Annotated in this window: 15 protein-coding genes; 7 read left to right on the top strand and 8 right to left on the bottom strand. The window is 69.3% G+C overall.

Annotation, left to right across the window (positions count from 1 at the left end; all coding sequences use genetic code 11):
- The first annotated feature begins 3 nt into the window (after positions 1–3).
- Together ACIQC9_RS12400 and ACIQC9_RS12395 are read left to right on the top strand one after the other, a co-directional pair.
- Entirely contained in the window at positions 4–1,485 is a 1,482-nt protein-coding gene (locus tag ACIQC9_RS12400; RefSeq protein ID WP_400616298.1) for a DUF1800 family protein, read from the top strand.
- Entirely contained in the window at positions 1,482–2,672 is a 1,191-nt protein-coding gene (locus tag ACIQC9_RS12395) for a DUF1501 domain-containing protein (RefSeq protein ID WP_400616295.1), read from the top strand. Before ACIQC9_RS12400 ends, ACIQC9_RS12395 begins: the two co-directional genes overlap by 4 nt.
- Here the strand turns inward: ACIQC9_RS12395 and ACIQC9_RS12390 are convergent.
- Entirely contained in the window at positions 2,669–2,815 is a 147-nt protein-coding gene (locus ACIQC9_RS12390; RefSeq protein WP_400616293.1) for a hypothetical protein, read from the bottom strand. The genes ACIQC9_RS12395 and ACIQC9_RS12390 overlap by 4 nt on opposite strands.
- 54 nt (positions 2,816–2,869) lie before the next feature.
- Positions 2,870–3,346 carry a transcription elongation factor GreA gene (greA, locus tag ACIQC9_RS12385; RefSeq protein WP_400616291.1) on the bottom strand — a complete coding sequence of 159 codons (477 nt, stop codon included), beginning with the start codon at positions 3,344–3,346 and terminating at the stop codon, positions 2,870–2,872.
- A gap of 49 nt (positions 3,347–3,395) precedes the next feature.
- Here greA and ACIQC9_RS12380 point away from each other — a divergent pair, with 49 nt between their 5' ends.
- Together ACIQC9_RS12380 and ACIQC9_RS12375 are read left to right on the top strand one after the other, a co-directional pair.
- Positions 3,396–4,607, top strand: a complete 1,212-nt coding sequence (locus ACIQC9_RS12380) for a TIGR03862 family flavoprotein (RefSeq protein WP_400616289.1) — start codon at positions 3,396–3,398, stop codon at positions 4,605–4,607.
- Between the two features lie 31 nt (positions 4,608–4,638).
- Positions 4,639–6,264 carry a M28 family metallopeptidase gene (locus ACIQC9_RS12375; protein WP_400616286.1) on the top strand — a complete coding sequence of 542 codons (1,626 nt, stop codon included), beginning with the start codon at positions 4,639–4,641 and terminating at the stop codon, positions 6,262–6,264.
- On the opposite strand, the gene ACIQC9_RS12370 is transcribed toward ACIQC9_RS12375, so the two are convergent.
- Positions 6,261–6,734: a hypothetical protein gene (locus tag ACIQC9_RS12370; RefSeq protein ID WP_400616284.1), complete on the bottom strand. Its 474-nt coding sequence runs from the start codon at positions 6,732–6,734 to the stop codon at positions 6,261–6,263. The genes ACIQC9_RS12375 and ACIQC9_RS12370 overlap by 4 nt on opposite strands.
- 104 nt (positions 6,735–6,838) lie before the next feature.
- Here ACIQC9_RS12370 and ACIQC9_RS12365 point away from each other — a divergent pair, with 104 nt between their 5' ends.
- A complete protein-coding gene (locus tag ACIQC9_RS12365) occupies positions 6,839–7,975 on the top strand; it encodes a serine hydrolase domain-containing protein (protein WP_400616282.1) in 1,137 nt (378 codons plus the stop codon).
- Here ACIQC9_RS12365 and ACIQC9_RS12360 read toward each other — a convergent pair.
- The 3 genes from ACIQC9_RS12360 to ACIQC9_RS12350 form a co-directional block, all read right to left on the bottom strand.
- Complete coding sequence (locus ACIQC9_RS12360; protein WP_400616280.1) at positions 7,963–9,429, bottom strand: DHA2 family efflux MFS transporter permease subunit; 1,467 nt, start codon at positions 9,427–9,429, stop codon at positions 7,963–7,965. The genes ACIQC9_RS12365 and ACIQC9_RS12360 overlap by 13 nt on opposite strands.
- Positions 9,430–9,621: 192 nt before the next feature.
- Positions 9,622–10,551 (bottom strand): EamA family transporter RarD, encoded by a 930-nt coding sequence (gene rarD, locus ACIQC9_RS12355; protein WP_400616278.1) that lies wholly within the window; start codon positions 10,549–10,551, stop codon positions 9,622–9,624.
- 44 nt (positions 10,552–10,595) lie between these two features.
- On the bottom strand, positions 10,596–11,642 hold the full coding sequence (locus tag ACIQC9_RS12350) for an aspartate-semialdehyde dehydrogenase (RefSeq protein ID WP_400616275.1): 1,047 nt from the start codon (positions 11,640–11,642) through the stop codon (positions 10,596–10,598).
- 154 nt (positions 11,643–11,796) lie between these two features.
- On the opposite strand from ACIQC9_RS12350, the gene zapE reads away from it, so the two are divergent.
- The gene (gene zapE, locus ACIQC9_RS12345; RefSeq protein WP_400616273.1) at positions 11,797–12,906 is read left to right on the top strand and encodes a cell division protein ZapE; all 1,110 of its coding nucleotides are present in this window, start codon (positions 11,797–11,799) and stop codon (positions 12,904–12,906) included.
- A 39-nt stretch (positions 12,907–12,945) separates the two neighbouring features.
- Entirely contained in the window at positions 12,946–13,437 is a 492-nt protein-coding gene (locus tag ACIQC9_RS12340; protein ID WP_400616271.1) for a YbjN domain-containing protein, read from the top strand.
- A gap of 52 nt (positions 13,438–13,489) precedes the next feature.
- Here ACIQC9_RS12340 and mdh read toward each other — a convergent pair whose 3' ends face one another.
- Both mdh and ACIQC9_RS12330 read right to left on the bottom strand, forming a co-directional pair.
- Positions 13,490–14,452, bottom strand: a complete 963-nt coding sequence (mdh, locus tag ACIQC9_RS12335; protein ID WP_400616269.1) for a malate dehydrogenase — start codon at positions 14,450–14,452, stop codon at positions 13,490–13,492.
- 102 nt (positions 14,453–14,554) lie between these two features.
- Positions 14,555–15,163, bottom strand: coding sequence for a DUF1134 domain-containing protein (locus tag ACIQC9_RS12330; RefSeq protein ID WP_400616267.1), 609 nt, complete (start codon positions 15,161–15,163; stop codon positions 14,555–14,557).
- Between the last annotated feature and the right edge of the window lie 76 nt (positions 15,164–15,239).

Below are 15,239 nucleotides of genomic sequence, written 5' to 3'. Positions count from 1 at the left end.
CCCATGCCCCCTCAGACCGACGCCCGAACCCGCGCCGCGATCGCCCTGACCCGTTTCGGTCTGGGCGCGCGGGCCGGAGAGATCGACACCGTCGCGGCCGACCCGCGCGGCTGGCTGGCCGACCAGATCCGGCCCGGCGCCGGCGCGCCCAATCCCGAGGGCGAGTTCGAGAATTCCACCGCCCGCGTACAGGCCTTCCTCGACTATCAGCGCGACAGTCAGGGCGCGCGGCAGGCGCGCCGCGAGACCCCGCCCGCGCAGGGCGCCGCGATGACGCCGGCGGCGATGCCGATGGAGGACGCGTCGCCACAGGCGCAGGCGGCCTTCGACGCCCGTCGGGAGAGCCGGCGCGAACTGACGCAGGATACGGCGCAGGAGTTTCTGGCCCGCACCGCACTGGGTGCGACGACGCAGACCGGCTTCGCCGAGCGATGGGCCCTGTTCTGGGCCAACGCCTTCACGGTCTCGGCGACGAAATTCCAGTCGGCCATCTTCATGGGCCAGTATGAGCGTGAGGCGATCCGCCCGTACGTGTTCGGCCGGTTCGAGGATCTGGCGGTCGCGGCCGAGACCCATCCGGCGATGCTGCTGTATCTCGATCAGGCCCAGTCGATCGGGCCCAACAGCCGGGCCGGAGAGCGGCGACAGGCGGGACTGAACGAGAACCTCGCACGCGAGATCATGGAGCTGCACACGGTCGGCGCCGACGGCGGCTATTCGCAGGCCGATGTGACCGAGTTCGCACGGGCGCTGACCGGCTGGTCGATCCCCACCAATCGCGATGCGGCCCAGATGACGCGCGCTTCGGCGGGCGGCGAGCCGGGCGAAAACGGCTTCCTGTTCCGGCCGATCGTCCACGAACCCGGCGCACGCACCGTTTTGGGCAAGAGTTACGCCGAGGGCGGCGCCGAACAGGGCGAGGCCATCCTGCGCGATCTGGCCAACCGGCCGGAGACGGCGCGGCGGCTGGCCCGCAACATCGCCCGCCATTTCGTTGCGGATGATCCGCCCGAGGCCGTCGTCGACCGGCTGGAGGCGGCGTGGACGACCTCGCGCGGCGATCTGGCCATGGTGGCGAAGGCGCTGGTCGAGGCGCCCGAGGCGTGGGACCCGGCCCCCGCCAAGATCAAGACCCCCTATGAGTTCATCGTGTCCAGCCATCGGGCGCTGGGCACGCGGCCGCAGCGTCCGCAGCCGCTGCAGCAGGCCCTGATCCAGATGGGCCAGCCGGCCTTCAGCGCGCCGTCGCCCGAGGGCTGGCCTGATACGGCCGCGGACTGGGCCGGGCCCGATGCGCTGGTCAAGCGGCTGAACTGGGCCAAGACCGTCGGCGATACGGCTCGCGCCCCCGACCCGAACGCCGTCGCCGCCGACGCGCTCGGCCCGCGACTGTCCGAGCGCACCCGGCTGGCCGTCGCGCGGGCCGAAAGCCGGCCCGAAGCCCTGACCCTTTTCCTCATGTCGCCGGAGTTCCAACGCCGATGACCCACGCCATGCACATCAACCGCCGCCTGTTGCTGGGCGGTTTCGGAGCCGGGATCGGCCTCGCCTACGCGGGACGGGTGGGGGCGCAGACCGCCGCCGGTCGTCACAAGCTGGTGGTGATCATCGCCCGGGGCGCGATGGACGGGCTGTCGGTGACGGTCCCGTACGCCGACGCCAACTACAAGGCGTTGCGCGGCGGACTGGCTATTCCCGGGCCGGGGCAGGCCAATGGCGCGCTGGCGCTGGGCGAGGGCTTCGGCCTGCACCCCGCGCTTACGACCCTGCACGAGCTGTATGGCGCGGGTCAGATGCGTTTCGCGCCGGCGGTCGCCATTCCGGTACGGGTTCGCTCGCATTTCGACGCGCAGGACGTGCTGGAAAACGGCGGCGAGGGTCTGCGGGCCCAGTCCGACGGCTGGCTGAACCGGGCGCTGGTCGCGGCCGGCGGCGAGGGCGGGCTTAAAGGCCTTTCGATCGGCGCGCAGACGCCGCTGATCCTGCGGGGACCGGCGGAGACCTCGAGCTGGGCGCCCGGCGGGCAGGTGAAGGGCGAGGACCGGATCGCGTCGTTGCTGCAGGATCTCTATGTCGACGACCCGATGCTGGGTCACAGTCTGGCGCGGGGTCTGGAGACCGAGGCGCTGGCCATGACCATGGGCGACGGGACGGCGCCGTTGCGCCGCAATGACGTCGCCGGTCTCGGTCAGGCTGTGGCGCGGCTGATGACGGGCCAACAGGGCGCGGACGTGGTCGCCCTGTCGGTCGACGGCTGGGACACGCACGCGCGCCAGAACGCCCAGTTGCAAACGCGGCTGGACGGGCTGGACGCCCTGATCGGCGGTTTGAAGACGGGTCTCGGCGGCGAATGGGACAACACCATGCTGGTGGTCGCCACCGAGTTTGGCCGCACCGCGCGCGCCAACGGCACGCAGGGCACCGATCACGGGACGGCGTCGTCGCTGTTGATGGCCGGCGGGGCGATGAAGGCCGGCGGGCCGATCGGCGACTGGCCTACGCTGGCCGACAATCGTCTGTTCGAGGACCGCGATCTTGCACCGACGCTGGACGTGCGGTCGGTGTTCAAGGGCGTTCTGCGCGACCACCTCGGCGTCGACCGGGCGGCGCTGGATCAGCGCGTCTTTCCGGGCAGTGCGGCCGAGGCGCCGACGCTGGACGGGCTGGCCTAGTCGTCGGCCAGCGCGCCGCCTTCCTTCTCCGCCTTCGCGGCGGCTTTCTTCTCGGCCTTGGCGGCGGCCTTTTCGGCGGCCTTTTTCGCATCGGCGCGTTCGCGCTCCTGCCGTTCGAAGCTGTAGTTGGGTTTGCGGGCCATCGGTCGCCTTTCGTTGACCCCCAAGGTGGGGCATGCGGCCGCCCGGAGCAATGCTCAGTCGACCGCGACGATTTCGACGGTCTGACCGGCCACCATGGCCTCGTCGCCGACGCCCTTGCCGATGAGGGCGCGGGCCAGGGGGGAGACGTGGCTGACCGAGCCGGCGGCGGGGTCGGCCTCGTCCTCGCCGACGATGCGCCAGACCTGTGTGCGGCCGTCCTCGCGCTCGACGGTGACCGAGCCGCCGAAGCGGACGCGGCCGTCGGGTTTTGTTTCGATCAGCTGGGCCGAGGCGCGACGGGCCGACCAGTAGCGCAGGTCGCGGGTCGCGCGAGCCATGGCGGTGCGGTCCGCCTCGATGTCGCCCTTGGTCTGGGCGGCCGTATACGCCCCGCGCGCCTCCGCCAGACTGGCGTCGATGGCGGCCAGTCCCGCAGGCGTGACAAGATTGGCGTGGGGCGAGATCGGACGGTCCGGCAGGTCCGCCGCCGTGGCTTCCAGATCTTCTTCCCGGGTGAAGGCGACGCTCATGGGGAACAAGCGTATGCCGTGCGCGCCTGTTCCGGTCTAGGAAGGACGGATGAGCGACAAATCCTCCGTCCACATCATCGGCGCCGGCCCGGCCGGGCTGATGGCCGCCGAAAAGCTGTCGGAAGCGGGGATCGCCGTGGTGGTGCACGAGGCCATGCCTTCGGTCGCGCGCAAATTCCTGATGGCCGGGCGGGGCGGGCTGAACCTGACGCATTCGGAGCCGATCGAGGGGTTCGTCACCCGCTACGGCGATGCGGCGCCGGCGGCGGCCGACTGGCTTGAGCGGTTCTCGCCGACGCGGCTGATCGGCTGGGCCGAGGGGCTGGGGCAGGAGACCTTCACCGGCTCGTCTGGGCGGGTGTTTCCGAGGGCGATGAAGGCCTCGCCCCTGCTCCGGGCGTGGCTGGCGCGGCTGGCGGCGGCGGGGGTGGAGGTGCGGACGCGGTCGCGCTGGACCGGGCGCCGCGACGGCGGCTTGGTGTTTCAGGGGCCGGCCGGGGAGATCGTCGAGCGGCCCGACGCTGTGGTGCTTGCCATGGGCGGCGCGAGTTGGCCCCGGCTGGGGTCGGACGGGGTGTGGGCGGAGCGTTTGCGCGAGGATGGCGTGGAGGTCGCGCCGTTCCGGCCGTCGAACGTCGGCTTCGACGTGGCGTGGTCGCCGGTCTTTATCGAGCGCTTCGCGGGGGAGCCGTTGAAGCCGGTGGCCCTGATGCACGGCGAGCGGACGGTTCGCGGCGAGGCGATGGTGACCCGCTACGGGCTGGAAGGCGGGGCGATCTATGCGCTGTCGGCCGGGCTGAGGGACGCCGTCGAGCGCGACGGGACGACGATGCTGACGGTGGACCTTCGGCCCGACCTGTTGATCGAGGCGCTGGCGCAGAAGCTGACCAGACCGCGGGGCAAGGACAGCGTGTCGAACTGGCTGCGCAAGGCGGGCGGGCTGTCCCCGGCGGCGGTGGGACTGCTGCGCGAGATCCCGGGGGCGATGCCTGAGGGGGCCGACAAACTGGCACGACGGATCAAGGCGGTGCGCCTGAAGCTGACCGGGGTGCAGGGGCTGGAGCGGGCGATCTCCTCGGCGGGCGGGGTAAGGCTGGATCAGGTGGATGGACGGCTGATGCTGATGGCGCTGCCCGGCGTGTTCGTGGCCGGCGAGATGCTGGACTGGGAGGCGCCGACCGGAGGCTATCTGCTGCAGGCGACGATGGCGTCGGGCGTGGTGGCGGCGGACGGGGTGCTCGCGTGGCTCGCTGAAAGATGACGAAGGTCAACGGACGGCGTTACACTCGGGAATGATCCAGCTTCGCCCCCTTCTGTTCGTCGCCCTGTTTCTGGCCTCGCCGGCCCACGCACAACAGGCGGACCCGGCCCGGCTGAACGACCACGTGCGCGTGCTGGCCTCGGATGAATTCGAAGGCCGCGGCGTGGCCACGCCGGGCGAGCAGAAGACCGTCGACTACATCGTCGGCCAGTTCCAGGCGCTGGGGCTGGAGCCCGGCGGACCGGACGGACAGTTGGTGCAGGCGGCGCAGCTGGGCCGCACACGGCAAAACGGGCCGGCGACAATCACGGTCTCGAGCGGCGGCCAGACTCGGACGCTGGAGCGGGGGCCGCAGGTGCTGGTCTCCAGCGACCGGCCGGTGGATCACATCACCATCACCAACGCGCCGGTGGTCTTCGCCGGCTATGGCGTCGATGCGCCCGAGCGGAACTGGGACGACTTCAAGGGCGCGGACCTGAAGGGCAAGGTGCTGCTGGTCCTCGTCAACGATCCGGACTTCGGCGCGGCCGAGGGGCATCCGGTCGCCGGCCGGTTCGACGGCAACGCCATGACCTTCTACGGCCGCTGGACCTACAAATTCCAGGAGGCGGCGCGGCAGGGGGCGGCGGCGGTGCTGGTGATCCACGACACGGCCGGCGCCGGCTATGGCTGGAGCGTGCTGGAGGGATCATCGACGGCGCCGAAGTTCGACATCGTCCGGGCGAACCCCGAGGCCGAACGGGTCGCCGCGCAGGGGTGGATTCAGGGGTCGGCAGCCGAGCAATTGTTCGCAGATGCGGGGCTGGACTACGCCGCCCTGCGTGAGGCGGCGCGGACGCCGGAGTTCGCGCCGATCACGCTGGACGGGGTGACGATGTCGATCGACTTCGGCCAGACCGCCGACCGGATCGAGAGCCGCAATGTGCTGGCCCGCATTCCAGGCGCTGGGCATCCGAACGAGACGGTCCTATACGGCGCCCACTGGGACGCCTATGGCCGCGCGACGCCGGTGGGGGATGACGACATCTATAACGGAGCTGTCGACAATGCGACGGGCGTGGCCGGGCTGATCGAGCTGGCCCGGCTGTTCAAGGCGGGGGCGCCGCCGGACCGGTCGGTGGTGTTCGCGGCATGGACGGCCGAGGAGGCGGGGCTGCTGGGGGCGGAATACTACGCCGCCAACCCGGTCTGGCCGCTGGAGACGACGGTCGCCAACATCAACATGGACAGCTTCCTGCCGGGAACCGAGGTCTCGCCGCAGATCGTGGTCATGGGCGCGGGCAAGAGCCAGACGGACACGTGGCTGGAGCGCCGGGCGACGGAACAGGGCCGGACCCTGATCCCCGATCCGGCGCCTCAGGCCGGCGGCTTCTACCGCTCGGACCATTTCCCGCTGGCGAAGAAGGGCGTGCCGGCCCTGTTCGGCGCGGCCGGCTTCACCGGACACAACGCGGCCAGCCGGGACTATGTGGCGAACCGCTATCACAAGCCCTCGGACGAGTGGACGAGCGACTGGGTGATGGACGCGGCCGCGATCGACGTGGACCTGCTCTATGCGGTCGGCCGCGATCTGGCGGACAGTCGGGAGTGGCCGGAGTGGAATGCCGGCGCGGAATTCGAAGCAGCGCGGCGGGCGTCGGCCGGGGTGCGTCGTTAGGTCGACGGTTCGGTCCCGGGCTCTCCCGAGGGGAGCGATGTGATGCGGAGGTTACAGATCTCCGCCGCCGAGTGCATCAGAACCAGACGGTTGCCTTCGGCTGCATCATCCCAGGTGATCAGCTTCAGAAGCAGTTGGTCATCGACCTCGAGCGGCGGGCCGTAGCGGGTCAGCAGGCCTTCGACGAGGGCCTGACACTGTCTGAACGGCACGTCCAACCGCACGAAGGCCAGACCGGTTTCATCGTAGAAGTACGACGCCTCGGCCTCGATGCCCATGAAAACGACGTCCCTGACGCTGTGTTTTCGGGCGTCGGACAGTCGAATGCCGTGTCGAACCGGTCTGAGCCCCGGGATCGCCGCGTGGGCCTCGTCGACAGACATGCCCCATCGCGCACCCTCCCAGTCGGCCGCCGCCGGCGAGGCGATGGCGGCCATGGCGAGGCATAGGGCTGCAACAACAGTTTTCACCGATCACTTCTCCCATCCCGGCTTGCCATACTGCCGGTCTCCGGGATGGATGGCGAGGGTCGCCGGGTGATGACGAACCGGCCCGTCCTCGCTAGGACCCTTCCATGACCGATCTCCCCGACATCCACGGCGTCTGCCCCGATCGCTTCGCCGCCGTGAAGGACGCTTTCGCCGCAAACTTCACCGACGCGCCCGAGGGGCTCAACGAGCAGGGGGCTCGGTTCAGCGTCTGCGTCGACGGCGCGGTGATCGTCGACCTGTGGGGCGGATGGGCCGATGCGGCGAGGACGCTGCCGTTCGGGGAGCGGACGCTGACGCCGGTGTTTTCTACCGGCAAGGCGGTGATGGCGCTGCTGATCGCGACCTGCGTGGAGCGGGGTCTGCTGGACTATGAGGCGACCGTGGCCTCGTATTGGCCGGCCTTCGGCCAGGCGGGCAAGGATCAGATCACCGTCGGCCAGATGATGAGCCATCAGGCGGGGCTGCCCGGGTTCGACACGCCCGAGGACCCGGCCATCTGGTTCGACCGCGAGGCGACGCTGGCGCGGCTGTGCGCCCAGGCGCCGATGTGGGCGCCGGGAACCGCCTCGGGCTACAGCCCCATCGTCATCGGCTATCTGGCGGGCGAGTTGTTTCGCATCGTCGACGGCCGGACCATGGGGACGGCGCTGCGCGAGGACTTCTCCGGACTGGACCTGTGGATCGGCTTGCCGGAGGCCGAGCACGGACGGGTGGCGCAGATGCGCAAGCCGGCGAAGGCCAGCGATCTGGGCGGAGTCGATCCGGTCAAGACGGCGGCCTTCCTCGATCGCGGCTCATCGCCCGGCGGACGGGGTTCGGCCGAGTGGCGGATGATCGAGATTCCATCGGCCAACATGCATGCGACGGCGCGCGATCTGGCGCGGATCATGGGGGTGATCGCGACCGGCGGGACGCTGGAGGGACGGGCAGTGCTGTCGGCCGGGACGCTGGCCGAAGCGACGCGGGAGCGGATTCACGGGCGGGACAAGGTCCTGCCGTTCGACATGGGGTGGGCAGCCGGATTTACGCGCAACGATGGACTGGACATCTTTGGCCCGAACGTCGAGGCGGTCGGCCATTGCGGCTGGGGCGGATCGACGGCCTTCGCCGATCCCGCGACCAAGGTGTCGGCGGCCTATGTGATGAACCGGCAGTCGCCGCACCTGATCGGCGACCCGCGTGCGCAGCGGCTGATCGGGGCGCTGTATCAGGTCTTCTGAGACTTCGCCGGCGCGGTCAGGCCGCCGATCACGCCGGACAGGATGGCGAGGCCCGCGCAGGTCAGGATGACCGCGCGGAATGCGGTGTGAAAGGCGTCGATGCCGTCGCGGTCCAGATCGGCGCCGGCCATGACCTCGCCCAGCAGGGCGCGGGCGTCGGGGCTGTCGGCTTGCGCCACGAAGACGGCGGACAGGATCAGGCCCAGCAGGGCGATGGCCAGCAGGCCGGCGACGCGGGCGACGGCGTTGTTGACGCCGGAGGCCACGCCGGTGTGGCCCGGCTCGACCGCGCCCATGACGGCGGCGGTCAGGGGTCCGACGGCCAAGGTCATGCCGATGGCCATGATGGTTATTCCCCCAAACGGCCCGTCCATATAGCCGGCGCCCGGTGCGGGAATGGCGAGCAGGGCGAGACCCACGCCAGCTGTGATCGGACCAACACTCAGAGAGAACCGTGCTCCAAGTTGGTCAGCCAAGCGGCCCGCCGGGCCCGAAAATACGCCCATGACAGCGGCGAAGGGCAGCATGGCCGCGCCCGCCTGTGTCGCGCTCCAGCCATGTACCCGGATCAGGTCGAAGGGCAGGAAGAACATGGCCCCGCCGAGGGCGAAATACAGCAACAGTGTCAGCAGGTTGATGCCGCTGAAAACCGGCGACCGGAACAGGCCCAGCGGCATCATTGGATGACGCTCACGCGCCTCGGCGAGAATGAAGGCGGCCAGCAGGACCACGCCGCCGATCAGGCCGGAGAGAATGTACGAGTCGGTCCAGCCGAGATCCGGAGCGGCGGTCAGGGCCCATGTCACGGCGGCGAGACCGCTCACGGCAAGCACGGCCCCGAGCCAGTCGAGACCCCGGGCGTCCGGGTCGCGGCTCTCCGGCGTGGCGGCGAGGGTGACGGCGGCGGTCAGGGCGGCCAGCGGGACGTTGATCCAGAAAATGAAGCGCCAGTCCGCCGCGTCCGCCAGCCAGCCGCCGACCAGCGGGCCGATAATGCCGAACAGGGCGCCGGCGCCGGCCCATGTGCCGAACGCCTTGCCGCGTTCTTCCGGCGGAAAGGCCGCGCCGATGACGGCGAGCGCCCCGGGAGTCAGCAGGGCCGCGCCGATCCCCTGCACCGCCCGACCGACGATCAGCAGCTGGACCGTCGGGGCCAGGGCACAGGCGATGGAGGCGAGGGCGAAGACCGCGACGCCGATCAGGAACACCAGCCGCCGGCCAAACCGGTCCCCGGCTGCTCCACCGATCAGGACCAGTGCGCCGAGCGTCAGCAGATAGGCGTTGGACACCCACTGGACCGCGGCGGGGCCCGCCTCCAGCTCTCGCTGGATGGCCGGCAGGGCGACGCCGAGGGCGGAGCCGTCGATGAAGGTCAGGCTGGACCCGAGCACCGTCGCCGCCAGCACCCAGCGCTTGCGGCTCTTCGACAGATCATGGCTGGCGGGCGCGGTCATGGGGTGAGCATCGGACGTTTTTTGACCGAGCGCCACGGGTCGCCTTCTCCCCTGGGGGGAGAAGGTGGGCGGCGAAGCCGCTCGGATGAGGGGGAAGGTTCAGCTCGTCGTGTGTCTGAAGGTGAGGATGAGGCTGTTAGCCCCCTCATCCGGCCCTGCGGGCCACCTTCTCCCCCAAGGGGCGAAGGATCATCAGACGGGTTCGGCGCTTGCCTTGAGCGCCTCGCGTTCAGCGCGGACGCGTAAGAACGCGGCCGCCGCGAACACCGCTGCCCCGCCCCAGATGAAGGCGAAGGAGGCGATGCGAAGACCGGTCAGCGCTTCGCCGGACCAGACCCCGACAGCGAACTGAAGCGTGGGAGCGAGAAACTGGATGAAGCCGATGGTCGACAGCGGCAGGCGACGTGCGGACCAGGCGAACAGCACCAACGGCAGGACCGTCGCCGGACCGTTGCTGAGCGCCCAGAGGGTGTGGACCGGATCAGAGAAGGCCGTGCCCGCGCCCGACTGCTGCAGCCACAGGACCCAGGCCAGGCCGAAGGGCACGAGCAGCAGGCATTCGACCAGCAGGCCCGCCTGTGCGTCGACCGGCACCCGCTTGCGGATCACACCATAGCTGGCGAAGGAGATCGCGAGTGCGATCGAGATCCACGGCGGCCGGCCCAGCGCCAGCGCCTGGAACAGGACGCCCACGGCCGCCAGACCGATGGCGACCCAGCCCCAGCGATCGATCCGCTCGCGGAACAGCCACATGCCCACGATCATGTTGAGCAGGGGATTGATGTAGTAGCCGAGGCTGGCTTCCAGCGTCGCGTGATGGGTCGTCGCCCAGACGTAGATGCCCCAGTTGACCGCGATCAGCAGGGTCGACAGCGCCAGCCACGCGAGCGTCTTCGGATTGCGGAACACGGCCGCGACCTGACCGCCCTGTTTCGCCAGCCAGACCAGCAGACCGGCGACCAGCACCGACCAGAGGGCGCGGTGGGCGAGGATTTCCGGCGCGTCGAACCCGACCGCGTGCTGGCCCATGAACAGCAGGGGCATCAGCCCCCACATCACATAGCAGCCGAAGGCGGACAGCAGGGCGGCGCGGCTGGCGTCGGAGCCGTTTGCGACGGGCATGGTCAACTCCTTCGCCGGGGAGCGGCGAGCGGAAGGTCAGACGGTCAGACGGTCAGGGTGCGATAGCCGGTGGACGACTTGATCGTGCCCGTCTCGTCCAGCAACTGGGCGATCTGGACGGCGTTCAGGGCCGCGCCCTTGCGCAGGTTGTCGGACACGACCCAGAAGGACAGGCCGTTCTCGACCGTCGGGTCCTTGCGGATGCGCGAGACGTAAACCGCGTGCTCACCGGCGGCGTCGACCGGGGTGATGTAGCCGTCGGCCTCCTGCTTATCGATGACCTGAACGCCCGGCGCGTCGCGCAGGATCGAACGGGCCTCGTCCGGGCTGATCGGGCGATCGAATTCGACCGTCACGGCCTCCGAGTGGCCGACGAAGACCGGCACGCGCACGCAGGTGACCGTCAGCTTGATGTTCGCGTCGAGAATCTTGTGGGTTTCGTCCCACATCTTCGCTTCTTCGTCGGTGTAGCCGTCGTCGCGGAACGATCCGATATAGGGGATGACGTTGAAGGCGATCTGCTTGGGGAATTTCTTCGGCGTGGCGTCGCCCAGGCCGTAGATGGCCTTGGTCTGGTTCCACAACTCGTCCATGCCTTCCTTCCCGGCGCCCGAGACGGACTGGTAGGTCGACACCACGACGCGCTTGATCTTCGCGGCGTCGTGCAGGGGCTTCAGCGCCACGACCAGCTGGGCGGTCGAGCAGTTGGGGTTGGCGATGATGTTCTTTTTCGACGCCAGCTTGATCGCGTCCGGGTTCACCTCGGGCACGATGACCGGCACGTCCGGGTCCATGCGGAAGGCGGAGGAGTTGTCGATGACGATGGGGCCGGCCTTGCCGATCTTCTCGGACCATTCCTTCGACACCTTGCCGCCGGCCGACATCAGGACGAGGTCGACGGTCGAGAAGTCGAACTGCTCGATGTCCTGACACTTCAGGGTCCGGTCGCCGAAAGAGACCTCCATGCCCTTCGACTTGCGCGAGGCGATGGCGTGGATTTCATCGACGGGGAATTCCAGTTCCTCGAGGATGTTCATCATCTCACGGCCGACATTGCCGGTGGCGCCTACGACGGCGAGTTTGTAGCCCATCTTGGTGGTCCTTCGGACGCGCTACCGCTCGGCTCGCGGAGCCTCACTGCTTGAGCGCTAAAATGCTGCGGATAGTGAAGCCGTGCATGTAAGCCTTCGCAGGCGCGAAGCAATCGCTTTTCAGCGCGGGCGGGGGCCGCTAAGCCCGAGAACGATGTCCTCACGCATACGCGAAGCTTATGACAGGCGGCTGGCCGACGGTCGGCTGACCCCCGATCCGTCGCAGGTTCCGGTGATCGAGGCGTTCGCGCGGCTGGAAGCGAAACTGGAAAAGCGCGGACTGTTCGGCGCCCTGCCCGAAGTGCGCGGGATCTATCTCTGGGGCCCGCCCGGACGGGGCAAGTCGATTTTGATGGACCTGTTCTGCGCCTGCGCGCCGGAAGAGCGGAAGATGCGCGCGCACTTTCACGTCTTCATGGCCCGCGTGCACGGCCTGATCCGGCAGTGGCGCGAGGGGGATGCGAAGAGCCGGAAAAAGGTGTTCGGGCAGTCAAAGGGCGACGATCCCATCCGGCCTGTAGCCGAGCTGATCGCGTCGGAGGCGCGGCTGCTGTGCTTCGACGAACTGCAGGTGACCGACATCGGGGATGCGATGATCCTCGGCCGGTTGTTCGAGGCGCTGTTCGAGAAGAAGGTCGTGCTGGTGGTCACGTCCAACCGGGCGCCGGACCAGCTGTATCTGAACGGGATCAACCGCCAGCTCTTCCTGCCCTTCATCGCCGAGATCGAACGTCGGTGCGAGGTGGTTACGGTGGCCGGGGCGCGGGACTGGCGGCTGGACCGGCTGATGGGCGACCGGGTCTGGTTCGCGCCGGACGACGCGACGAACCGGGCGGCCTTCGACGTCCTGTGGACCGACCTGAAGGGCGAGCAGGACGAGGCACCGACGACCCTGACCGTGCTGGGCCGCGAGGTGGTGATCCCGCGCACGGATGGCGGACTGGCCCGGGCCACTTTCGCCGATCTGTGCGGCCAGCCGCTGGGGCCGCAGGACTATCTGGCCATCGCGAAGCGGTTTCATACCCTGTTTCTGGAGGATGTCCCGGTGCTGGGATCGGGCAATCATCATGAGGCGCGCCGGCTCGTGACCCTGATCGACGCCCTGTACGAGGCGGGCACGCGGCTGGTGGTTCTGGCGGCCGCCGCGCCGGAACAGCTCTATGTCGAGGGCGTCGGCGCGTTCGAGTTCGAGCGGACGGTGTCGCGCCTGAACGAGATGGCCTCTGCCGACTGGCTGACGCGCGAGCGGACCGAGGCGGCCTGACGCCTTGCTTTCGCCGCGCAGGCGGGCCTAGCTGCGGTCATGAAAGCACTCGCCGCCCTGACCGCCGCCGTCGCCCTGTTCAGCTCCGCCGCCCACGCCCAGACGCCGCAGAACGGCCTGGCCGTCGCGGATGTCAGCCGGTGGATCGCCTCCAAGGGCGGGGTCGTGTCCGAGGTGCAGCGCGAAAACGGCCAGCCCTTCTTCACCGTGCAGGATGGCGGCCTGACCTGGGCGGTCTTCTTCTACGGCTGCACCAACGACGTCTGCGAGGACATCCAGTACAGCGCCGCCTTCGCCAATCCGTCGGTGACGCTGGACGGGGTCAACGCCTGGAACACCCAGCAGCGGTTCCTCAAGGCCTTCTATGCGCCCGGCGAGGCCGGCCAGAACGCCACGGCGGCGGTGCAGTTCGATGTGCTGCTGCAGCCCGGCGGTGTTGACCAGCTGACCGATCCGACCGCAGTGTGGATCGGTCTGCTGCCCGAGTTCGCGGTGAGGGTGGGCGGCATGACGGCGGCGCCGGCCCAATAGAAAAGGCCGCGGATCGCTCCGCGGCCCTTCCCGATCAGAGTGTCGTCGCGGCTCAGGCCAGCGACGGGTCGGCCGTCTTGCAGGCCTCGATCAGGCCCTGAACGGACTCGACCGACTTGGCCAGCATGGCCTTCTCGTCGTCGTTGGTGGTGAACTCGACGATCTTCTCGACGCCGGCGGCGCCGATCAGGGCCGGGACGCCGACGTAGAGGTCGGACAGGCCGTATTCGCCCGACAGCCAGACGGCGCAGGGCAGAACGCGCTTCTGGTCCAGCAGATAGGACTTGGCCATGGCGATGGCGCTTTCGGCGGGGGCGTAGAAGGCCGAGCCGGTCTTGAGCAGGGCCACGATCTCGCCGCCGCCCTTGCGGGTGCGGTCGACGATGGCGTCCAGATCAGCCTGCGACATGAAGCCGGCCGAGACGGCGTCCGGCAGGGGCAGGCCGCCGATGGTCGAGTGGCGCACCATGGGCACCATGTCGTCGCCGTGGCCGCCCAGCGTCCAGGCGTGCACGTCCTGAACCGACACGCCGGTCTTCTCGGCGAGGAAGTAGGCGAAGCGGGCCGAGTCGAGCACGCCGGCCATGCCGACGACCTTCTCCTTGGGCAGGCCCGAGAACTTCTGCAGGGCCCAGACCATGGCGTCGAGCGGGTTGGTGATGCAGATGACGAAGGCGTTCGGGGCGTGGGCCTTGATGCCCTCGCCGACGGCCTTCATGACCTTCAGATTGATGCCGATCAGGTCGTCGCGGCTCATGCCCGGCTTGCGCGGCACGCCGGCGGTGACGATGCAGACGTCGGCGCCCGCGATATCGGCGTAGTCGTTGGCGCCCTTCAGGGACACGTCCTGACCGAAGACGGCCGAGGCCTCGGCGATGTCCAGAGCCTTGCCCTGGGGCGTGCCCTCGGCGATGTCGAACAGGATCACGTCGCCCAGCGCTTCGCGCGCCGCCACGTGGGCCAGAGTGCCGCCGATCATACCGGCGCCGATGAGGGCGATCTTCGCGCGTGCCATCGCTTGAACCTGCTTTAGTCAGTGAGGGGGAGGAACCGCGGCGGTTTAGGCCGCGCGGGGCGGATCGGCAAGCCGCCCCGGCCTTATCCCCTCACGGCAGGCCTAGAACGGCAGGACGTTGCGCTGGCGGCTGTAGGCCATGGTGCCGACATTGGCGCCGGCGCGCAGGCCGACGCCGGTGCGGATCGGCGCCAGAACGATGCCGTCGGCGCGCTGGTAGTTCACGCCCAGACCGCCGACCAGATAGGCCGTGCCCTCGATACCGGGATAGCGGCGGTAGATCATGTCCGGATAGTAGAGACCGTAGACCAGGGTGAAGACCCGGCTGGCGTTGCCGCCGATGTCCCAGCCGATCGAGATGCCCTGCCAGAACACCTCCATCGAGGCGGACAGGTCCTTCATATGCAGGGCGCCACGGCCGTAACGCAGGCCGACGGCGGCGGCGCCGGCCGCTTCCTCCCCAGCAATGTAAGCGGTCGGACGGTCGCCGTAGTCGGCGAAGATGCGCTCGATGGCCGAGCCCATGGCCTCGGCGGCGATGCCGGCCTCGCGCGAGCCGGCGGCGATCAGCTCTTCCGACGAATAGGTCTTGGCGGTCTGGTCCGAGCGGATCGGATAATTGGGGTCGTTCGGTCGGGCGGTGGCGCAGGCGTTAAGGCCGGCGGCGCCGGAAACGGCCAGGCCGGACAGGATCATTTGACGACGATGCATGACGGGAGCTCCGCAGAGGACGGTTCGCCCGACTCACGCGGGCGTTGACCGCACCGTCGCCGGGCTTTGCGTCAGC

Origin of the sequence: Brevundimonas sp. NPDC092305 (assembly GCF_044755415.1) — a bacterium.
Classification (GTDB): domain Bacteria; phylum Pseudomonadota; class Alphaproteobacteria; order Caulobacterales; family Caulobacteraceae; genus Brevundimonas.
This window is presented reverse-complemented; position numbering and strand designations above follow the sequence as displayed.

Excerpts from the sequence above, each read along its gene's own strand:
- ACIQC9_RS12400 (WP_400616298.1), top strand. The coding sequence starts at position 4 with ATGCCCCCTCAGACCGACGCCCGAACCCGCGCCGCGATCGCCCTGACC.
- ACIQC9_RS12395 (WP_400616295.1), top strand. The coding sequence starts at position 1,482 with ATGACCCACGCCATGCACATCAACCGCCGCCTGTTGCTGGGCGGTTTC.
- ACIQC9_RS12390 (WP_400616293.1), bottom strand. The coding sequence starts at position 2,815 with ATGGCCCGCAAACCCAACTACAGCTTCGAACGGCAGGAGCGCGAACGC.
- greA (WP_400616291.1), bottom strand. The coding sequence starts at position 3,346 with ATGAGCGTCGCCTTCACCCGGGAAGAAGATCTGGAAGCCACGGCGGCG.
- ACIQC9_RS12380 (WP_400616289.1), top strand. The coding sequence starts at position 3,396 with ATGAGCGACAAATCCTCCGTCCACATCATCGGCGCCGGCCCGGCCGGG.
- ACIQC9_RS12375 (WP_400616286.1), top strand. The coding sequence starts at position 4,639 with ATGATCCAGCTTCGCCCCCTTCTGTTCGTCGCCCTGTTTCTGGCCTCG.
- ACIQC9_RS12365 (WP_400616282.1), top strand. The coding sequence starts at position 6,839 with ATGACCGATCTCCCCGACATCCACGGCGTCTGCCCCGATCGCTTCGCC.
- ACIQC9_RS12360 (WP_400616280.1), bottom strand. The coding sequence starts at position 9,429 with ATGACCGCGCCCGCCAGCCATGATCTGTCGAAGAGCCGCAAGCGCTGG.
- rarD (WP_400616278.1), bottom strand. The coding sequence starts at position 10,551 with ATGCCCGTCGCAAACGGCTCCGACGCCAGCCGCGCCGCCCTGCTGTCC.
- ACIQC9_RS12350 (WP_400616275.1), bottom strand. The coding sequence starts at position 11,642 with ATGGGCTACAAACTCGCCGTCGTAGGCGCCACCGGCAATGTCGGCCGT.
- zapE (WP_400616273.1), top strand. The coding sequence starts at position 11,797 with ATGTCCTCACGCATACGCGAAGCTTATGACAGGCGGCTGGCCGACGGT.
- ACIQC9_RS12340 (WP_400616271.1), top strand. The coding sequence starts at position 12,946 with ATGAAAGCACTCGCCGCCCTGACCGCCGCCGTCGCCCTGTTCAGCTCC.
- mdh (WP_400616269.1), bottom strand. The coding sequence starts at position 14,452 with ATGGCACGCGCGAAGATCGCCCTCATCGGCGCCGGTATGATCGGCGGC.
- ACIQC9_RS12330 (WP_400616267.1), bottom strand. The coding sequence starts at position 15,163 with ATGCATCGTCGTCAAATGATCCTGTCCGGCCTGGCCGTTTCCGGCGCC.